This window comes from Mesorhizobium sp. ANAO-SY3R2 (assembly GCF_042466635.1).
In the GTDB taxonomy this organism is placed as follows: domain Bacteria; phylum Pseudomonadota; class Alphaproteobacteria; order Rhizobiales; family Rhizobiaceae; genus Aminobacter.
Genome location: NZ_CP159955.1, coordinates 1,499,718 through 1,515,909, shown reverse-complemented (window position 1 = coordinate 1,515,909; position 16,192 = coordinate 1,499,718). Strand labels below are relative to the sequence as shown.

11 protein-coding genes and 4 pseudogenes are annotated in these 16,192 nt (G+C 60.3%); 5 read left to right on the top strand and 10 right to left on the bottom strand.

Going from position 1 to position 16,192, the window contains the following annotated elements:
- Positions 1-495: 495 nt before the first annotated feature.
- The 7 genes and pseudogenes from ABSY17_RS12060 to ABSY17_RS12030 all read right to left on the bottom strand — a co-directional run bounded on the left by ABSY17_RS12060 (position 496) and on the right by ABSY17_RS12030 (position 7,907).
- Positions 496-993 (bottom strand): hypothetical protein, encoded by a 498-nt coding sequence (locus ABSY17_RS12060; RefSeq protein WP_378950695.1) that lies wholly within the window; start codon positions 991-993, stop codon positions 496-498.
- Positions 994-1,357: 364 nt separating this feature from the next.
- On the bottom strand, positions 1,358-1,543 hold the full coding sequence (locus ABSY17_RS12055; protein WP_378953035.1) for a hypothetical protein: 186 nt from the start codon (positions 1,541-1,543) through the stop codon (positions 1,358-1,360).
- Between the two features lie 202 nt (positions 1,544-1,745).
- Positions 1,746-1,961, bottom strand: a pseudogene (locus ABSY17_RS12050) (hypothetical protein); the annotation flags it as partial.
- A gap of 65 nt (positions 1,962-2,026) precedes the next feature.
- On the bottom strand, positions 2,027-3,316 hold the full coding sequence (locus tag ABSY17_RS12045) for an efflux RND transporter periplasmic adaptor subunit (protein ID WP_378950692.1): 1,290 nt from the start codon (positions 3,314-3,316) through the stop codon (positions 2,027-2,029).
- Positions 3,309-6,491, bottom strand: a complete 3,183-nt coding sequence (locus ABSY17_RS12040) for an efflux RND transporter permease subunit (RefSeq protein WP_378950689.1) — start codon at positions 6,489-6,491, stop codon at positions 3,309-3,311. Before ABSY17_RS12040 ends, ABSY17_RS12045 begins: the two co-directional genes overlap by 8 nt.
- 529 nt (positions 6,492-7,020) lie before the next feature.
- Positions 7,021-7,338 (bottom strand): sensor histidine kinase, encoded by a 318-nt coding sequence (locus ABSY17_RS12035; RefSeq protein ID WP_378950686.1) that lies wholly within the window; start codon positions 7,336-7,338, stop codon positions 7,021-7,023.
- Between the two features lie 8 nt (positions 7,339-7,346).
- Positions 7,347-7,907, bottom strand: coding sequence for a histidine kinase dimerization/phospho-acceptor domain-containing protein (locus tag ABSY17_RS12030; protein WP_378952625.1), 561 nt, complete (start codon positions 7,905-7,907; stop codon positions 7,347-7,349).
- A 139-nt stretch (positions 7,908-8,046) separates the two neighbouring features.
- Between ABSY17_RS12030 and ABSY17_RS12025 the strand changes: the two are divergent.
- From ABSY17_RS12025 to ABSY17_RS12015, 3 genes and pseudogenes are all read left to right on the top strand, one after another.
- A pseudogene (locus ABSY17_RS12025) lies at positions 8,047-8,883 on the top strand (ATP-dependent DNA ligase); the annotation flags it as partial.
- Positions 8,884-8,954: 71 nt separating this feature from the next.
- Positions 8,955-10,589 (top strand): DHA2 family efflux MFS transporter permease subunit, encoded by a 1,635-nt coding sequence (locus ABSY17_RS12020; RefSeq protein WP_378950683.1) that lies wholly within the window; start codon positions 8,955-8,957, stop codon positions 10,587-10,589.
- 1,351 nt (positions 10,590-11,940) lie between these two features.
- A complete protein-coding gene (locus ABSY17_RS12015; protein WP_378950680.1) occupies positions 11,941-12,525 on the top strand; it encodes a DUF4337 domain-containing protein in 585 nt (194 codons plus the stop codon).
- 17 nt (positions 12,526-12,542) lie between these two features.
- Here the strand turns inward: ABSY17_RS12015 and ABSY17_RS12010 are convergent.
- Positions 12,543-12,785 (bottom strand): annotated as a pseudogene (locus tag ABSY17_RS12010) (PRC-barrel domain containing protein); the annotation flags it as partial.
- A 61-nt stretch (positions 12,786-12,846) separates the two neighbouring features.
- Between ABSY17_RS12010 and ABSY17_RS12005 the strand changes: the two are divergent.
- Positions 12,847-13,173: a terminase small subunit gene (locus ABSY17_RS12005; protein ID WP_378950677.1), complete on the top strand. Its 327-nt coding sequence runs from the start codon at positions 12,847-12,849 to the stop codon at positions 13,171-13,173.
- A 494-nt stretch (positions 13,174-13,667) separates the two neighbouring features.
- Here ABSY17_RS12005 and ABSY17_RS12000 read toward each other — a convergent pair whose 3' ends face one another.
- Both ABSY17_RS12000 and ABSY17_RS11995 read right to left on the bottom strand, forming a co-directional pair.
- Positions 13,668-14,147, bottom strand: a complete 480-nt coding sequence (locus ABSY17_RS12000; RefSeq protein ID WP_378950674.1) for a VanZ family protein — start codon at positions 14,145-14,147, stop codon at positions 13,668-13,670.
- 358 nt (positions 14,148-14,505) lie between these two features.
- Positions 14,506-15,018: a DUF2380 domain-containing protein gene (locus ABSY17_RS11995; RefSeq protein WP_378950671.1), complete on the bottom strand. Its 513-nt coding sequence runs from the start codon at positions 15,016-15,018 to the stop codon at positions 14,506-14,508.
- A gap of 517 nt (positions 15,019-15,535) precedes the next feature.
- Between ABSY17_RS11995 and ABSY17_RS11990 the strand changes: the two are divergent.
- Positions 15,536-16,147: pseudogene (locus ABSY17_RS11990) on the top strand (tyrosine-type recombinase/integrase); the annotation flags it as partial.
- Positions 16,148-16,192: the final 45 nt, after the last annotated feature.

Genomic DNA, 16,192 nt, shown 5'->3' with positions numbered 1-16,192 from the left:
TGCCGGCGTGATGGACACGGAACCAACCTCCCCAGAAGATTGTTGAGCGATGTCTCAACGGCATCGGGAGGCCTTCAATGGATCGCCGACTATTCCTGACCGGTATGGTCGCTCTGGCCGGCTCGGCAGTCGCCACAAGCATGATCCGGCCAACCCACGCATTCCCGCTTCGCTCGTCCGCTCGGGGCGGTATCCTGGGCGATCTGGATAGACCATCAGATGACGTCGCCGAAAGCGACGCCGAGCCTACACTCGTCCAGTGGGGCCCGGGGCCCTACCGTCGTAGGCGCCCTGTCTGGCGAAGGTATTGCCGAAGCTACTGGCGACGCGGCCGGAGGATCGTACGCTGCTATAGGCGGCGCGTTTGGGTCTGGTACTAGCCCTGGCAATCTGGAAGAAGCAAAGAAGCCCCGCCTCCTTTCGGCAGCGGGGCTCAATGTTTGGCTTGAAGTGAAGTGCCGAACTTATCGAACTTATCCGACGCGACTAATATCCCTAGTAGTACCCAGGATAGCAGGAGCCGTAGTAGTAGCTGGAATAATAGGGGCCACAGTAAGAATACCACCACGGCAGGCCGTACCCAATCACGACGTCCCCACCGTCGCCAAAGAAGAAGTTATTGTTGTGGAAGTGGTGGAAGTGATCAAAGCGATGACCGTGGAAGCCACTATGGAAGCCACCCATGCCGTGGAAACCATTGTGGAAACCACCCATGCCGTGGAAGCCGTGGCCGCCCATGCCGTGGAAGCCACCCATTCGCGGAAACATGAGGCCGCCGTGACCGCCACCGCCCATACCGCCATGACCGCCGCCGCCCATACCGCCGCGGACGAGTTGCACGCCGCCGCCTAGATCACCGTGCCAGGCAATTCCGACGGTCGGGGCAATGTCGGAAATGGGACCAGGAATGCTGCCGGCAATGGCAGGTGCGCCGTAGAGCACTCCAAGGCTCAGCAACCCCGAGCATGCGAGTACGGAGAGATAGCGTCTCATTTGTCTTCTCCAAGGAAAAATGTCCGTGGAGACTCAGGGCCTGCGACGATCGTAGGGGATGGGCTCTATCGGACCTCCTAAACAAACGCTTCAGAAACTTGAAAGCTTCCCCGCTCTCATCGCGACGCAAGGTCGCTGTCCCTTACGGGTTCCCTGTGGCGACTGCGTCGGCGGCGATGCGCATTACAGCCGCAGGGACGCACTCGACGATCTCGGCAGGCTTCGCATCCTGTGCCGGGGAGCCAGCGCGCGGCCTACCTGATCGCCATATCCCGCTTTATACACCTGAAACGCCCGTTGGTGAGAACGTTGAGCAGCTTTCTTGCGGCGAACCTCTTCCTCGAAGTTGTATTGTCGCGCCACTCTACGCGCCGCCCGTTTCGCTGTCGTCCAGTGTCCCCACGGACAGATGCCAGCGCTTGTCCAACCAGTCGCGGATGATGTTGCCGATCACATCCTGCTTGGTTATTCCGGCCGCGACAGACAGCGACATCACCGCATCGTCGATATCGGGCGCGCGCGCCGGATCGCCACTGTTTCGCAGCCGCAAGGCGGCGCACCTGACCGTTACACCGAGAAACGGTCGCCGAACATCGGCAGCCCGCTGACTGAATCCGCTTCAGTAGCTTCGTCCTGAAGAACGTCCCAGTGTTCGGCGAGCTTGCCACCTTCGACGCGCACGATATCGGCGGCGATCCAGGCCGGGGGCGACCATGACCTGAAAAGCGCCCATGGACGATCACGTAGTCGCCTTCGGCAAGGATCACGTGATGTTCATAGCGGAGTGTGTTGGGCAGGCCGCGAACAAGATTGAACAGGCCATCGCGGCCAGGCGGAATATGGGCGCTGTGCTGGATGTAGCGGTCCGACCAGTAGCGCTCCGCAGCGGAATAGTCGCGTTTGTTGAACAGCGCGTCGAAGGCTACGAGTACGAGTGCCTTGTTCTCTGCTGGCGAGGTGGGAGGCATTTCGCTGTTCTCCGTCGGGCCTTGTTGCGTCGGACTGCATATTGTCCCACACGATCCCTTCAAGCCTACTTGCTCGGCGCAGTGGCCTCGGACTGAGGCTGCACCCTGCTGCCGTCGGTGAGGTCGACCGGTGGGTTGAGGATCACCTGGTCGCCCGCCTTTACCCCGGTGTCGACTTCCACCTTTGTACCGAGATCGCGCGTCTCCCTGACTTTGCGGATCTTGGCCTTGCCGTCGTTGACGACCGCGACCTGCAGGCCGTCGCGGTTGAAGATGAGGGCTTCGGCAGGCACGACGACCGACTGCGACTTGCTTGGCACCTTGAGTTCGACCATGCAGTAGGCGCCGGGCTTCAAGGCGCCGTCTGGATTGGCAAGGTCGATCTCGGTGAGAAGCGTGCGTGTGCCGCTCTGAAGTGCGGTGGCGATCCGGGTGACCTTGCCTGCAAATTCGCGATCAGGCAGCTCGGGCACGCGCACGATGGCTTCGACGCCCGGCTCCACGCCGAACGCGGAATCCTGCGGCACATACACCCCGACGCGGATCACATCGGTCTGCATGATCTCGAACAGGAAGGTTCCCGTGTTGGAATTGCCCTGCACCAGACTGCCCACATCGACATTGCGCTGCGTGATGGTGCCGTCGAACGGTGCGACCACGGCGGCATAGCTCCGGTTCTGCCGAAGTACCTCGAGTTGGTTCTCCTGGGCGGCTATGTTGGCCTGCGCGACCCCGACGGCTGCCTGCTGCGCCTTGAGGTTTTGAACGTCGATCGTCCCCTGCTGCTTGGTCACCCAGCCCTGGTCCACCAGCTTCGTGTCTCGATTCCAGGTGACCTGGGCAAGATTCATATTGGCCTGAGCCTGATCGAGCGCCGCCTGCAACTGCTTGAGCGTCGCCTCGTTCTGTGAAATCTGATCGTCGAGTTCGGGAACCGCGAGCTCCGCCAGCTGGTCCCCCTCCTTGACCTCATCCCCTATGTCGACGTTTCGTTTGCCGATGTAGCCGGTGGCACGTGCGTAGATGCTGGCCGTCGCGAAGGCAGCCGTCGTTCCCGGCAGGCTGACCGGCACTATGCCGGAATTGGGCTCGATCCTGGCAACGCGGACGCTGGGTACCAAGTTACGCTGCTGTTCGGCAGCCTCCGCGACCTGTTGCTGCCGCGAATAGGCGCGCCAGGCCCCAAGCGCGAGACCGCCGGCGAGCAGCAGAAATGTGACAAGCGCCAGCAGCCGCCCACCGTAGCGTCGTCGTACTGCCGGGGGAGACTTGGGCGGGCTCTCCGCGTCGCGATCCACAGTTTCCTGCAATCCACGGGCAGGTTCGTCTTCCTGGTCGATGCGCACGCTATTCATCAGGAAGCTCCTCAAAGACGCCGTAGGAGGCGACACCGTCGTTGCGCTTGCGCAGCAAGGCAAACAGATAAGGCACGATCAAGAGGGTGGTGGGCGTTGCGAACAGCAGGCCCCCGATCACCGCGCGCGCCAGCGCCGCATTCTGTTCCTCGCCGGGAGCGCCAATGGCCATTGGGGTCATGCCGATGATCATCGCGCCCGCGGTCATCAGCACAGGGCGGATACGGGTATAGCCGGCGTCGATGGCAGCCCGGAACGCGGAGCGCCCGTCCAGTTGTCGCTCGCGCGCGAAAGTGACCAGAAGAATGGAATTAGCCGAGGCGACGCCGACGGCCATGATCGCCCCCATGAGCGAGGGGACGCTCAACGTCGTGCCTGTGATGAACAGCATCGTGAGGATGCCGCAAAAGGTCGCGGGCAGCGCCAGGATGACCACCAACGGATCGCCGAAATTCTGGTAGTTGACGACCATGAGCAGGTAGACGAACACGGCTGCGAAAATCAGTCCGATGATCAGATTTCGGAAGGAATCGTGCATGCTTTGGATTTGCCCGAGAAGCTGGATCGTGTTGCCGGGCTTCAGCTGCGGCTGCAGCTCGGCGACGATCTTTGCAATGTCGTTGGAGATGCTGCCGAGATCCCGTCCTTGTGCGCCGGCATAGATGTCGTAGACAGGCTGAATGTTGGTCTGGTTCAAATTCGTCGGCACGCTGCCGCGCTGCAGCGTGACTACATTGCTCAGGAGGCTGGGCACCGGCGCGCCGGCTCCAGCCGCAGCGGTGGCCAGCGGGGTGTTGCCGAGTTCTCCAAGCGTACTCACGAGATACTGCGGCGTTTGAACCGCGATGAAATAGGGAATGCCGGCCGCCTGATCGGTCCAGAAATTGGGCGAGACCTGTTCCGACGAGCTAAGACTTATGTTGATGTTGTTGGCAATCGCTTGCGCATTGAGACCGAGCTGCAGCGCCCGTGAGCGATCGATCTTGGCCAACAAGGCTGGTGAATCAACCTCTTGCTGTAGATGGACGTCGGCAAGGCCTGGAACGGCTGCCATACGGCTGCGTAGCTGCTGCGCCACCTGTAAATTGGTGACGCGGTCGCGACCGACAACGCGAACGTCGATCTGTGACGGCAGCCCGAAATTGAGAATCTGGGTCGTCATGTCGGCCGCCTGAAAATAGAAGGTGTCGGCCGGAAAGGCAGCCGGCAGTGCCGCGCGCAGCTTGCGCACATATTCGGCTGTCGGCGCGTGCCCTTCCTTGAGCGAGATAAGGATCACGCCGTCATTGACGTTGATCGTCGAGCCGTCGGTGAAGGCAAGATTGTACACCCTCTGCGGCACACCGATGTCGTCGACGATAAGGTCAAGGTCGCGCGCAGGGATGACCTCGCGGATCTTGTTCTCGACCTCCTGGAAGATGTGCTCGGTGGCTTCGATGCGTGTCGCCGCCGGGGCGCGGACATGAAGCTTGATCTGTCCGCCGTCGATGACGGGGAAAAAGTCACGGCCAACCATCATGAACATCACCGCGCCCAGCGCGAGCATGAGTACCGCGATCACCGGGATGATCGCCCGCCGCTTCAGCAGCAGCGTCAACACGCGCACATAACCCTGACGAAACCGGTCGAAGCCGCGCTCGAACGCCTGATGGAACCGCGCGAACCAGCCTCCCCTGCCTTCTGTCCCTTCTTGATGCTCGCCCTTCAGGAGCATGCCGATGGCGATGGGCGTCAATGTCCGCGACAGGACATAGGAAGCAAGCATGGCAAACACGACCGCGAGCCCGAGCGGTGTGAACAGGAATTTGGCGGGACCTTCGAGAAATACCACCGAAGTGAACACGCAACTGATCGCAAGCGTCGAGACCAGTGTCGGAACCGCAATGCCGGCCGAGCCGTGCAGCGTTGCGGAAGCGAGGCTCATACCTTCGCCGCGCAGCCGAAACGTATTCTCGATCGTCACCGTGGAATCGTCGACCAATATTCCCACCGCCAGCGCCATCCCGCCCAGGGTCATGGTGTTGAGCGTATGGCCGAGGAAATAGAGAACGACGATCGATGTCAGGATGGAAAGCGGGATCGAGATCAACACGATCAGCGTCGACCGGAACGAGCCAAGAAACAGCAGGATCATCAGCCCCGTGAGCCCGGCAGCGATCGCTCCCTCACGGACGACGCCCACGATCGAGGCGGTGACGAGCTTGGACTGGTCGAACAACTCGTTGATGTTCAGTCCGGGCGGCGCGGCGGCGCGCGCGATCTGCAGTGCGTTCCGGACCCCATTGACGACGGCAACGGTAGAGGCGTTGCCGTTCTTGATCACGCTCAGCAGAACCGAACGGCGGCCGTTGTCTCGCACGATGTTCTGCTGAACCGCCCAGCCGTCGTGCACCTGCCCGACATCCTTGAGGAATACGGTCTGGCCGTTTGTATACTTGATCGGAATGGCATTGAGATCGGCGATGGTCGCGGGCATCGCATCAGTGCGTACCGTGTACTGCGTGTTGCCGATCTTGGCGAGGCCCGACGGCAAGGTAAGGTTCTGCGCATTGACCGCGTTGACCACATCCGCCGGGGTGAGGCCCCGGGCCTGAAGCTTCACCGGATCGATGTCGACCATGATCTGCCGATACTTGCCGCCATCCGGCGTCGGAAACGTCACGCCCTGGACCGGCGCCAGCTGCTGGCGCAGATTGTAGATGCCATAGTCGTAGAGCTGCTGCTCGTTGAGGCGGTCAGAGCTCAGGCTGAGCTGCAAGACCGGGACGCTGGAGGCGTTGTATTGGACCACCACCGGCGGCTGGATGCCGGCCGGCATCAGGGCCCGGATGGCATTCGTCCCCGCCACGATCTGGGAGATGGCGAGGTCGAGGTTCACATCCGGCTGGAAATAGATCTTCAGAACCGAGATGCCGTTGAGGGTCTGCGCCTCCATGTTCTTGATGCCGTTCACGTTGGAGCTGATCGCGTACTGGCTGTAGGTGGTGACGCGCTGCTCCATCTCGGGCGTGCTCAGGCCCGTGTACTGCCAGATCACCGACACCACCGGAATGTTGATCTGGGGGAAGATGTCCATCGGCATGACCATGATGGCCGAAACGCCGAGGAAGACGATCAGGAGGGCGAGGACGTAGAATGTGTAGGGGAAACGCAGTGCAAACCGAACGATGCCCATCTTGATCTCCGTTTCCCCGCAGGAAACCGATCAGCTAAAGAGCCTGCCCCTCCATTGCCGGATGGACGTAGCTCCAAAGGCTCTCTTTGCGAGACCTACGTTTCCGAAACGCTGCGGGCGCGACGATGATGCTCGACTGCGTCTCCGCGTACCTGGTCGGGCGCTTCCGCGTCACGAAACGACCCACAAGACTTAAGGCTGAAAGCCCGAAGTTCAATAATCGGCTTCACGCAACCAACGGACCCGGAAGCTTGTTGAGCGACATCTCAACAACATTGGGAGGTTTCCAATGGAGCGCCTCGGCAGTCGCCACAAGCATGATCCAGCCAGTCCAGGCGTTCCCGCTTCGCTCGTCCGCCCGCGACGGTGACCCACCGAAACCCACTGAATGACCGCGATGCAGCCATTCGCAAGGCGGTCGGTGAAGGTCACTGACGGATCAATTCGCGTCGCTGCGCGAACAAATCCGGATGAGTGCAAAGGGCTCAATGGGTAACGGCACGCAGGCGAACGCGACCGACTCCTTCACCTACAAAGTCAACAAGGCTTCAAACCCGTCTGTCCTGTTGCTGGCCGGAGATCGGAAGCGCAACGTCCCGCCCATCGGCCGGGCAAGTGTCGCCGCGATGGACAGGCCAAGGCCTGTGCCTGCAGAACGCGCCGATGCCCTTTGGAACCGGGCTGTCAGTTTTTCAAGCTGTTCTGCCGATATCGTCTGGCCGGCGTTGGAGGAGGAAATAGCTTCCTGATTCAGCAGCGAAATGGTCACAGCGCCGTCGGAAGCCCCGTGGATGAGGCTATTCTCGATCAGGTTGCGCAATACGATGCCGAAAGCGTCGATATCCACCCTTCTGATCAGCGTGGCTGAAGGATCCACAACAAGTACGACCCGCCCAGAATAGTCGGGCTGTGCTCAAAATCGGAGGCAACCAGGCGAATGACAGCTGCGAGGTCGGCCGTTTCCTCGGCCAATCCGATGCCGGCTTCGGCACGGGCAAGCTGAAGGAGCTTTTCCGTCAGTCGACCGAGCCTCACCAGCGATTTCTCGATTTCCTGGGCTCGCGTCCGTGCGTTTCCGTACGGCAATTCAAGGTTCAGTTGCTGGATCTGTGCAAGCGCACCGGCAACCGGCGTTCGCAGTTCATGGGCGGCGTTGGCGGCGAATTCCCGCTCGGCTTCGATGGCGTGGCGCAGACGCACAAGCAAGTGATTTACCGAACTGGCGATCGTTGCCAGTTCGGTCGGCAGCTTCTCTATCGCGATGGGCGTCAGGTTGGCCCTGTCGCGCGCTCCGATCTCGTGCCTGAAGGCTTTGATCGGCTTCAGGGACCGCCTGACGACAAGCCAGATCACTCCGAGACTCAGGGGCGCAAGCGGAAGCACTGGGACAAGGAGCGAGACTGCGCTTTCACGCATCGCTTCCCACCTGTGCTCGAGTGGATCGGCGACCTGAAGGAACAGCGTGCCACTGAGCGCCGCTTCGGTATAGATGCGGTGCGTCGACGTCTGATAAAAGCCAGGCTTGAGCGGCACACCGAAAGCTGCTTGAGGCGCTGCCTTCGACCTGCTCTTTCTCAACGGTTGGAATTTGACCAAGGTCCCGCTGGCGCAGCGCAAGGCGCTGCTGGATAAGTTGCTCGCCGGACACGTCAATGCCCGCAGCGCCATCCAGTACAGCGACCATGTGATCGGAGACGGCGGGCAGTTCTACGATCGCGTCAGCGAAATGGGGTTGGAGGGCATCGTCTCCAAGCTCGCTGAAGCGCCATATGTGTGCGGGCGCACGCGCAGCTGGACCAAGATCAAGGCGCTGCAGCGGGGCGAGTTCATCATCGCCGGCTATACCGCCTCCAAGGCCACCGGTGGCCTCGGCGCCCTGGCGCTCGGCGAATGGGTCGACGGCGATCTCGAATATCGCGGCAAGGTGGGAACCGGCTTCGACGCAGAAACGTTGCTGCCCCGTCTGGAGGCACTGAGGGACGATGCATCGCAGCTTGAGCGAGCTCCCAAAGAGGTGATCCCGGTGCGCCCGGTGCTGACGGCACGTATCCACTATGCCAACAAGACAGCCGACAATGCCCTGCGGCACGCCGTTTTCAAGGGGTTGCGCGAGGCCCAGTTGAGCGCCAACGGAACGACGGTCGAGCGCAAGCGGCTGATCTCGGACGCGGACCTGGCCGGCATCTCGATCACCAACCCGACGCGCCGGCTGCTCGGCAAGGCGGGGCCGACCAAGCTCGACATCGCCGTCTACTACGCGACAGTGGGAGATTTCATGCTGCCGCACATCCTGGGGCGGCCTGTCTCGCTTTTCCGTTGTCCTTCGAGCAGGCTTCAGGACTGCTTCTTCCAGCGCCACGCCTTCACCGGCATGCCGCCCTCCATCGCCTCCTGCGTACCGAATTGCCCCTCGCAGCTACCAGGACATGGATCGGCTTCGGCCTGATGTGCCTTGGCATGTTCATGGCAATTCTCGACATCCAGGTCGTGGCGACTTCCCTGCCGGCAATCCAGCACGCTCTTGCAATTGATCCCGAGCTAATGAGCTGGATCCAGACCGCATATCTGATCGCCGAGATCATCGCCATTCCGCTGACGGGCTGGCTGACGCGACTGCTGTCGATGCGCTGGCTGTTCACCGCGGCCATCGCGCTTTTCACCTTGGCCTCGATCGGATGCGCCGCGAGCAACAGCTTCTCAACGCTGGTTTCGTTTCGCGTGGTGCAGGGATTTGCGGGCGGTACGCTGATCCCGGCAGTATTTGCCGCGGTGTTCATCCTGTTCTTACCGCGCGAACAAGGAATCACAACGACGTTGGCCGGGATCATGGCCGTGCTTGCACCGACTGTCGGCCCCGTGGTTGGTGGTTGGATCACGCGAACGTATTCCTGGCACTGGCTGTTTCTCATCAACGTTGCTCCGGGACTGATTGCCTGCCTGGCCATGCCGTTCCTGTTGCCCCGGCACAGAACGAATTTCGTCGATGGCAAGATGTTCGATGGCTTGTCCTTGGTTCTGATGGTGGTTGCGCTCGCGAGTCTCATGATCGGACTGAAGCAATCGCCACATGAAGGATGGCTTTCTTCGATCTGCATCGGCTTGTTTTCCTTGAGCGCGCTCTGCAGCGGCTTCTTTGTCTGGAGAACGCTGCGGGCCTTGCGTCCGATTGTGGAACTGACGTTGTTCAGGGACCGCTCGTTCGCGATCGGGTGCATGCTGAGTTTCTGCCTGGGTATCGGCCTGTTCGGTTCGGTGTATCTCATCCCTGTGTTTCTTGCGTTCGTCCGGGGGCACGATGCCTTGGAAATCGGCCGGACGATGTTGGTGACCGGCGCTGCCCAACTTGCGACGGCACCTGTCGCCGTCGCGCTGGAGCGACGTCTGGATCCGCGACTGCTGACTGCCTTTGGCTTTGGCTTATTTGCGCTGGGATTGGGACTAAGCACACTCGAGACGCACACCACGGACTTCAATGAGATGTTCTGGCCGCAGGTCATTCGCGGCGTGGCAATCATGTTTTGCCTATTGCCGCCCACTCGTCTGGCACTGGGCGCGCTGACCGAGGCAGACGTGCCGGGTGCCAGCGGGCTCTTCAATCTGATGCGAAATCTGGGTGGCGCGATTGGCATCGCGCTGATCGACACGCTTCTCTACGGTCGTACCGCTATTCACGCGGACGTCCTAGGCTCTCGACTCCTGGCCGGTGACAGGGCGGCCGCGGATGCAATTGGATTGGATCCGGATTTGTTGGCGAGCCGACTATCCGGTCCAATAACGCCCAACGCGGAGGCCTATGTGCGGCCATTGATCGAAAAGGCCGCTTTCGTCTGGAGCGTTAACGACGCATGGGCGATGTTGGCAGCCTTCGCGTTGTTCGGCGTATTGCTGGTGCCATTCGCCTGGAGGCGGGCATCGGGAACGCGACAAAACCCGGAACATTCGCCGTCCGTGCAAGTCGATGAGAACGCCCGCGGCATCCACGAAGACGGCACAGCTGTGCGGCCGGGCCAGATGCGGCGAGCGATGCCGGGTAGTCCGCCAGAATGTCAGCTTCGTCAGCCCACAACATCGTGCAGAGTTCCATCTCAAGCACCTTAGATCGACAGCTGACACATGGTCATCCCTATTGTCAAAGAAGGCGGCCACACAACACCGGTGTCTCGCGACATCACAGATTCGCGATGCTCGCAAAGCGCCGTGGTCCCATACAGCGTGCAGTGGCATAATAGCGGGTTCGCCGGGTGCTCCCAAACCCGAGCACCCCTCCTGAAATCAAACGCTTTTGGGAGGACACCATGAAACATCTCGTAACACCGATGATGCTTGGCGTTTCCTTGCTCATAACCTCCAGTGGCTTGGCTTTGGCTGGCAATGTCCACCATTCAACGGGGACGAAGGGTCAGCCCAACCAAACGTTTGGAACCCCACAGACCGGCAGTGTCACACCTGGCCACGCTAGTAGGGCCCCGGGTTCAGCCTTCAACCCAAATGGGAACGCGGGAACACACTACGCAGGCACCCAGCCGCAGAACTCCAAGAATCCGAAGAGCGTATCTCAGTACGATGTGGCTGGCTTCCAGCAGTCCCATAAACATAGGTGACGGCATTGCGAGTAGAAGATCCGCCCGTGGGTGAGATTTCGCCGGTAGGGCATAACACTCGATGCCGTCATTGGCAGCATCATGGCGGGGCGGCCAGTAACCCGGCTCTCCACGTATGGCGGATGCCAGGACAACTGCTCGAGCCGCGGTGCAGCTGCTCGGAAAAGACGCAAGGTGGCGGCCATCGTCCCCAATGGAGTTGATGCGAATTGCTTGCTGGGCCTCTATGCGCTGCCCGTCTCGCTTCCAATCGCAATAGCGCCGGCTGCAGAAGCGCCAAATAGCCACCACCTCATTCCCACGCCCTCCCCCTCCCGGGTTATCGCGGGCCGGTTCTTGGCGAGTAAGGCGCCAAGGCCAGTCGCTACTTGTGGTTATCGAGGATGCACCAAGCGGCCGCCAACTAGTTTGCCGTCTTGGCGCCCCATAGGCGGCGTAGGGGCGACCAGAGAGGCAACAGGGAAACGCGCTCCTGCACGTCCTGAGAAGCACCGGGAAAGGCTGCTGAGCGCCGTAGTTGCTTCGGATTGGCTCATCGTCGAAACTGGCAAGTGCTCCGATTTCGAGAAGCTGCCACGTGGCTTCTTCGCCAACCTCTTCGCGACCATCGCGCGCTGGCTTTCGGTCAGGTGCCGACGCTTCAGATTATTGCTGATGACGAAGGTGCGCCTGCTGTCAAATGCTGTCATGCAGCATTGATCAGACCGGGCTCAAGCCGAACAAAGCTACCCTGCACGCGCGACCGATCGGGTCCGAGAGCCTGACAAAACCTGACATTTCCGCCCAGATGCGAGGTGGCTACAGCCAGGTGCGATTTTAAGCTAGGCTGATGCGCAACGGTGAGCGCCATGCCCGAAGAGATCGAAGTGGATACCGACAAGCTGCACGAGGCGATCCACGAGGAGGTGGAGAAAGAGGGTGGCACATTTCTTCGTACGATAGCGCTGACTACAGCGCTGTTCGCAGCGTTGGCGGCAGTCTCGTCGCTACTTGCCGGCAGCTCGGTCAACGAAGCACTCGCACTCAAAACCGAGGCGACGCAGCTGCAGGCGCAAGCGTCCGACCAATGGGCTTACTACCAGGCCAAGGGCATCAAGGCCGTTGTTTTAGAGTCACAGATGGCTCTGCTGACGAGCAGCGGCAAATCTGTTTCGTCCGACCTTGGAAAGAACATCGCGCGCTACAAAGACGAGCAGCAGGAAGCGCAGCAAAAGGCCCAGGAGTTCGAGCACCAGCGCGACGAGAAGGGTACGGATGCCGACCTTCTGATCCATCGACATCACTTCTTCGCCTATGCGGTGGCGATGCTTCAGGTGGCGATTGCGCTAGGAGCCGTAGCGGCACTGACTCGCAACCGCTTCGTTTGGCTCGCCTCGACAGCGCTTGGCCTTGTCGGCGCGGCCATCTTCCTATGGGCAGTGCTTGCGATATGAAGTGCCGAGGCGCACCCGGCATGAACTTCGCCGCCCTCGCCGCGCATGAACTCGAGTTGGTGTGCCTTAACGGCAATCGACTTTGCGCCAATGCCCAGGAAGCCGCCGACATTGATGATGACCTGAGCGGTGCTTCCGGAGCCGTGGACGTGCGAGACCGTCCCGATGTCCTCATCGTCTGGCCCGAAGACCGAAACATCCTGAAGCACATCGGGAGTTAGCTCTGCCCCGGTGAGGCGGCGGTGGTTGCTGTGATCCATTGCTGGTCTCCTCTGGAGGTATCACTTCCTCAACACCACAGCCAGCCTTCTGTTCCGAAGGATGTCAGGTAAATGCTACGACAGCCTGAGCAACCTCGTGCCACTCCCTCCTCTCGCGAGGTACCAAAATGCAATTCGTCGACGCTGTAACCGTCGCTGTCTTGTTGCTTGTGGGTCCCCCTTCGATCTGAACGCGACCCAGCCAGCGATACGTGCGAAGACGGCTGGACAGGTTGGGTTTGAGAACCTGAAAGTACCTGAAATCGCAGAGGCCATCGAGAAGGCCAGAAGTAAGACCGCAGCAAAGCTCGAAATCAGCAAAGAACGGATCATAGACGATCTGGCGAAGATCGCCTTCGCATCCTGCTCGGCATTGCCGCGCGCTTAAAGGCAAATGAAAGCATTCACGGGAGCGTCAGGGAACGCATCGACGGTCAAAGCAAAACAAATCACCCAAGCGGCTGCCGTGCAGGCGCACCGTTGGGATGTAGCACATGCCAGTTGCGGACGGCACGATTGCTTGACGGGTTCTTGATAACTGCTTCAGAAAAGTCGCAGAGGCTATTGAAAAAGGCGAGTTCAACCCAAAGAAACAACCGCGCCGCACGCGTACCAAGACGGATCGATACCTGACCGGTACCTGAAAAAACCTGACATCGCTGCCTGCGTGCCGGTGCTGTTGTCCCTCACCTACAAGCATCGAGGGGACACAGGAGCAGGGTTCTCGCCTGTTATGGTTGCAACGACCGTAGCACGGACCGAGCCAGGGCGATCTTACGGCGGCAAAATCATCGCTGGGCCCGCCGCTGAGCAAATCGCATTCGATCGCGGGCTGGGCAAAATCGTTATGGGCGAGATGGTCGCGCGGGTCGATGGGTGACTTTAATCCCGGGTCCGCCCAGTGAAACGGCTGATGGCGGCACCGGCTACTATCCCCGCGATTCCGCCAGCCGCCTTGATGATAGCGTCCTGGATGTGAGCGTGCCGACTGGGCGACAGAAGCTGGGCTGCTTCGAACGCGAATGCGGACCCGACGACAAGGCAGGTCAGCAGAAGCCAATGCCGCGGGTAACCAAGGACAAAGGCGAAGCCGACCGCCGCAAAGGCGGCAAAGCGCTCCACGTCAGCCGGCTCATGTGTGTGCGGCCGCCACTGAATGGGCGAGACGGTGACGAACAGAATGGCCGCAAGCAGCAGCCAGGCGAATGGTCGTGCAAACGATCTGATCATGCGCTGGCTATAGCGCGACCGAACACCACGATCCATACCGCGCAAAGGCAAGTTCACCAGCGGGCAGCGAACATATGTCATGCTGGCGTTGGCATGCTTCGACAGTCCGGCTGTAGTCGTCGCCGCGCTCAAGAAAGCATGCGGCCGATCGCGACCTTCTCCTCATCGGTGCAGGAGCCTAGAGGACGGCCGAGCAGCAGGGGTATCAGCTACTTCAGAAAACTTCAGTTTCCGTCGGGCACACGTCTGCTTGCAAATGCTGACATTGCAACTCTTCGCAAATAGCTTCCTGAACCACAACATTTAACCACAGGCGCTGGCCCCAAGTGGGCTCACCTCGCCTGGTCACGAGCAGATGCAAATTGAAACTCCAGTGCGGGCAAGCCAATCGAGCGTTTGCGAGGAATTGAACCAGTGCAGCCGCCAGCAGAAAGCATTTTCACCCCTGTACCGAAACGCGCGGGGGTTCGTTTCAAGCTGTAACCAGCGCTCAGGGAAAGCAAGCCTTGATGACATTCTTGGCGCCAAACTCGGCCGCTCGCCGCCATGCTTCCTCTGTATCCCCGCGATAGGTAAACAGGCGATCGCAGACACGGTTACTGTCTTCCAAGTCGAAGACAGTGATCTTGGCCCAGCCGACCAGCGTGCTCATCTTTTGGATCCCACCTGCAAGGAGGTATCTCGCATTCGCCGTCTTGGCCTGGCGTCTCAGCGTGTCAATTCCAGGATTTTCCAACGAACAGCGATCCGACCCGCATGGCAGCGCAGCAATCTCTAGACGGTTATCCGCTGACAACGTTTTCTGCAGCTCTGTTTCAAACTGGCGAAGCTGATTTTCGTGTCGGGCCTTTTGGTCCTCGACCTCGCCCGAGGTGTCGACGAAGTAGAATTGCGCCACGGCAATCTCGATTGGTTGACCATCCTTGGCGAAACTGCTTGCTACCCCAAGGAACATGAAAACCGCTACTGCCACCCGGAGAGCGGAAATCGTTGGACGGACCATACTGTCCTCCATTGAGAGAGGTGCCGCGCCGACAGTAGCAATCGACGCCGGTCCAATCCATCGGCACGGCAAGCACCATCCCCCTGAAAGGGGCAAAGCCAACAGACGCTGGTGGACAGGTAGGTCTGCATGGCCCGTAACACCTACTACCGGACGCCCCATTGGGCAGCACTGAAGCGCAGCACACATGAACGAGATGGATGGCGCTGCGTAGTGCCAGGATGCCAGACCCCGACATACCGCCTCACCTGTGACCATATCCACCGCCGCCCGAACGTCGAATATCCGACTGGCTTCGATGTTCTGAGCAACACCCGGACCCTCTGCGGCAACCACGACGCCCAAGTCAAAGAGACGTCATCAGGTAGGCGTAGGCAGGACGGCAAGCTGATCGTCAAGGGCTCAAGAGGCCGTAGATAAGCTCAACAAGAGTGAGGAAAGCGCGCCCGGCCAGACTGTAAAAACGCTCTGGGACGCCTACCGCCAAGAGAAGTCTGGGCGGCGCATCGCCGAAAGCATGCTCACTAGATGGAAGGCATTGGAAGGGACGTTCGGCAACCGAGTGGCCGAGAGCATCGGGGATGAGACTTGCCAGGGTTACATCAAGCTCCACCGGAAGCCGACCGAAGCAATTGAAGGCGGACCCGGCTCAAGACCGGCCTACCCCAATGGACGATCAGACGGCACGATCTGGACGGAACTCAACCACCTCCGCATTGTCCTGGAGTGGGCGAAGCGGAGAAACCGCATCGCGCAGGCACCGTATATTGTCATGCCCCTGAAGCCCGCACCGCGCGACAGGTGGCTAACCCGCACCGAAGTGCAAAGGCTTACCGAGAATGCAACGGGCGAGCACATTCGCCTGTTTATCATCCTGGCCATAGCGACAGGCGGGCGAAAGGAAGCGCTGCTTTCGCTCCGGTGGGAGCAGATTGATTTCGTGCGGGGGATAATCTACCTCGATGACCAGCAAGCAACGCATAAGCGCAAGGGCCGCGCATCGGTGCCCATGAACAAGACCGTTCGGGCAGCGCTGGTTGAGGCACGTAGGGCGGCCCTCAGCAAGTACGTGATCGAGTGGAGCGGGGAACCAGTGCAGTCCGTCAAACGATCACTTGCGAAGACCGCCGAGAAGGCAAAGCCGGATGGCGTTACCGCTCACGTTTTCCGCCAC

What these genes read in the sequence shown, in the direction of transcription:
- ABSY17_RS12060 (WP_378950695.1), bottom strand. Translation starts at nt 993, where the DNA reads ATGAGACGCTATCTCTCCGTACTCGCATGCTCGGGGTTGCTGAGCCTT.
- ABSY17_RS12045 (WP_378950692.1), bottom strand. Translation starts at nt 3,316, where the DNA reads ATGAATAGCGTGCGCATCGACCAGGAAGACGAACCTGCCCGTGGATTG.
- ABSY17_RS12040 (WP_378950689.1), bottom strand. Translation starts at nt 6,491, where the DNA reads ATGGGCATCGTTCGGTTTGCACTGCGTTTCCCCTACACATTCTACGTC.
- ABSY17_RS12030 (WP_378952625.1), bottom strand. Translation starts at nt 7,907, where the DNA reads ATGCGTGAAAGCGCAGTCTCGCTCCTTGTCCCAGTGCTTCCGCTTGCG.
- ABSY17_RS12020 (WP_378950683.1), top strand. Translation starts at nt 8,955, where the DNA reads ATGGCAATTCTCGACATCCAGGTCGTGGCGACTTCCCTGCCGGCAATC.
- ABSY17_RS12015 (WP_378950680.1), top strand. Translation starts at nt 11,941, where the DNA reads ATGCCCGAAGAGATCGAAGTGGATACCGACAAGCTGCACGAGGCGATC.
- ABSY17_RS12005 (WP_378950677.1), top strand. Translation starts at nt 12,847, where the DNA reads ATGTCAGGTAAATGCTACGACAGCCTGAGCAACCTCGTGCCACTCCCT.
- ABSY17_RS11995 (WP_378950671.1), bottom strand. Translation starts at nt 15,018, where the DNA reads ATGGTCCGTCCAACGATTTCCGCTCTCCGGGTGGCAGTAGCGGTTTTC.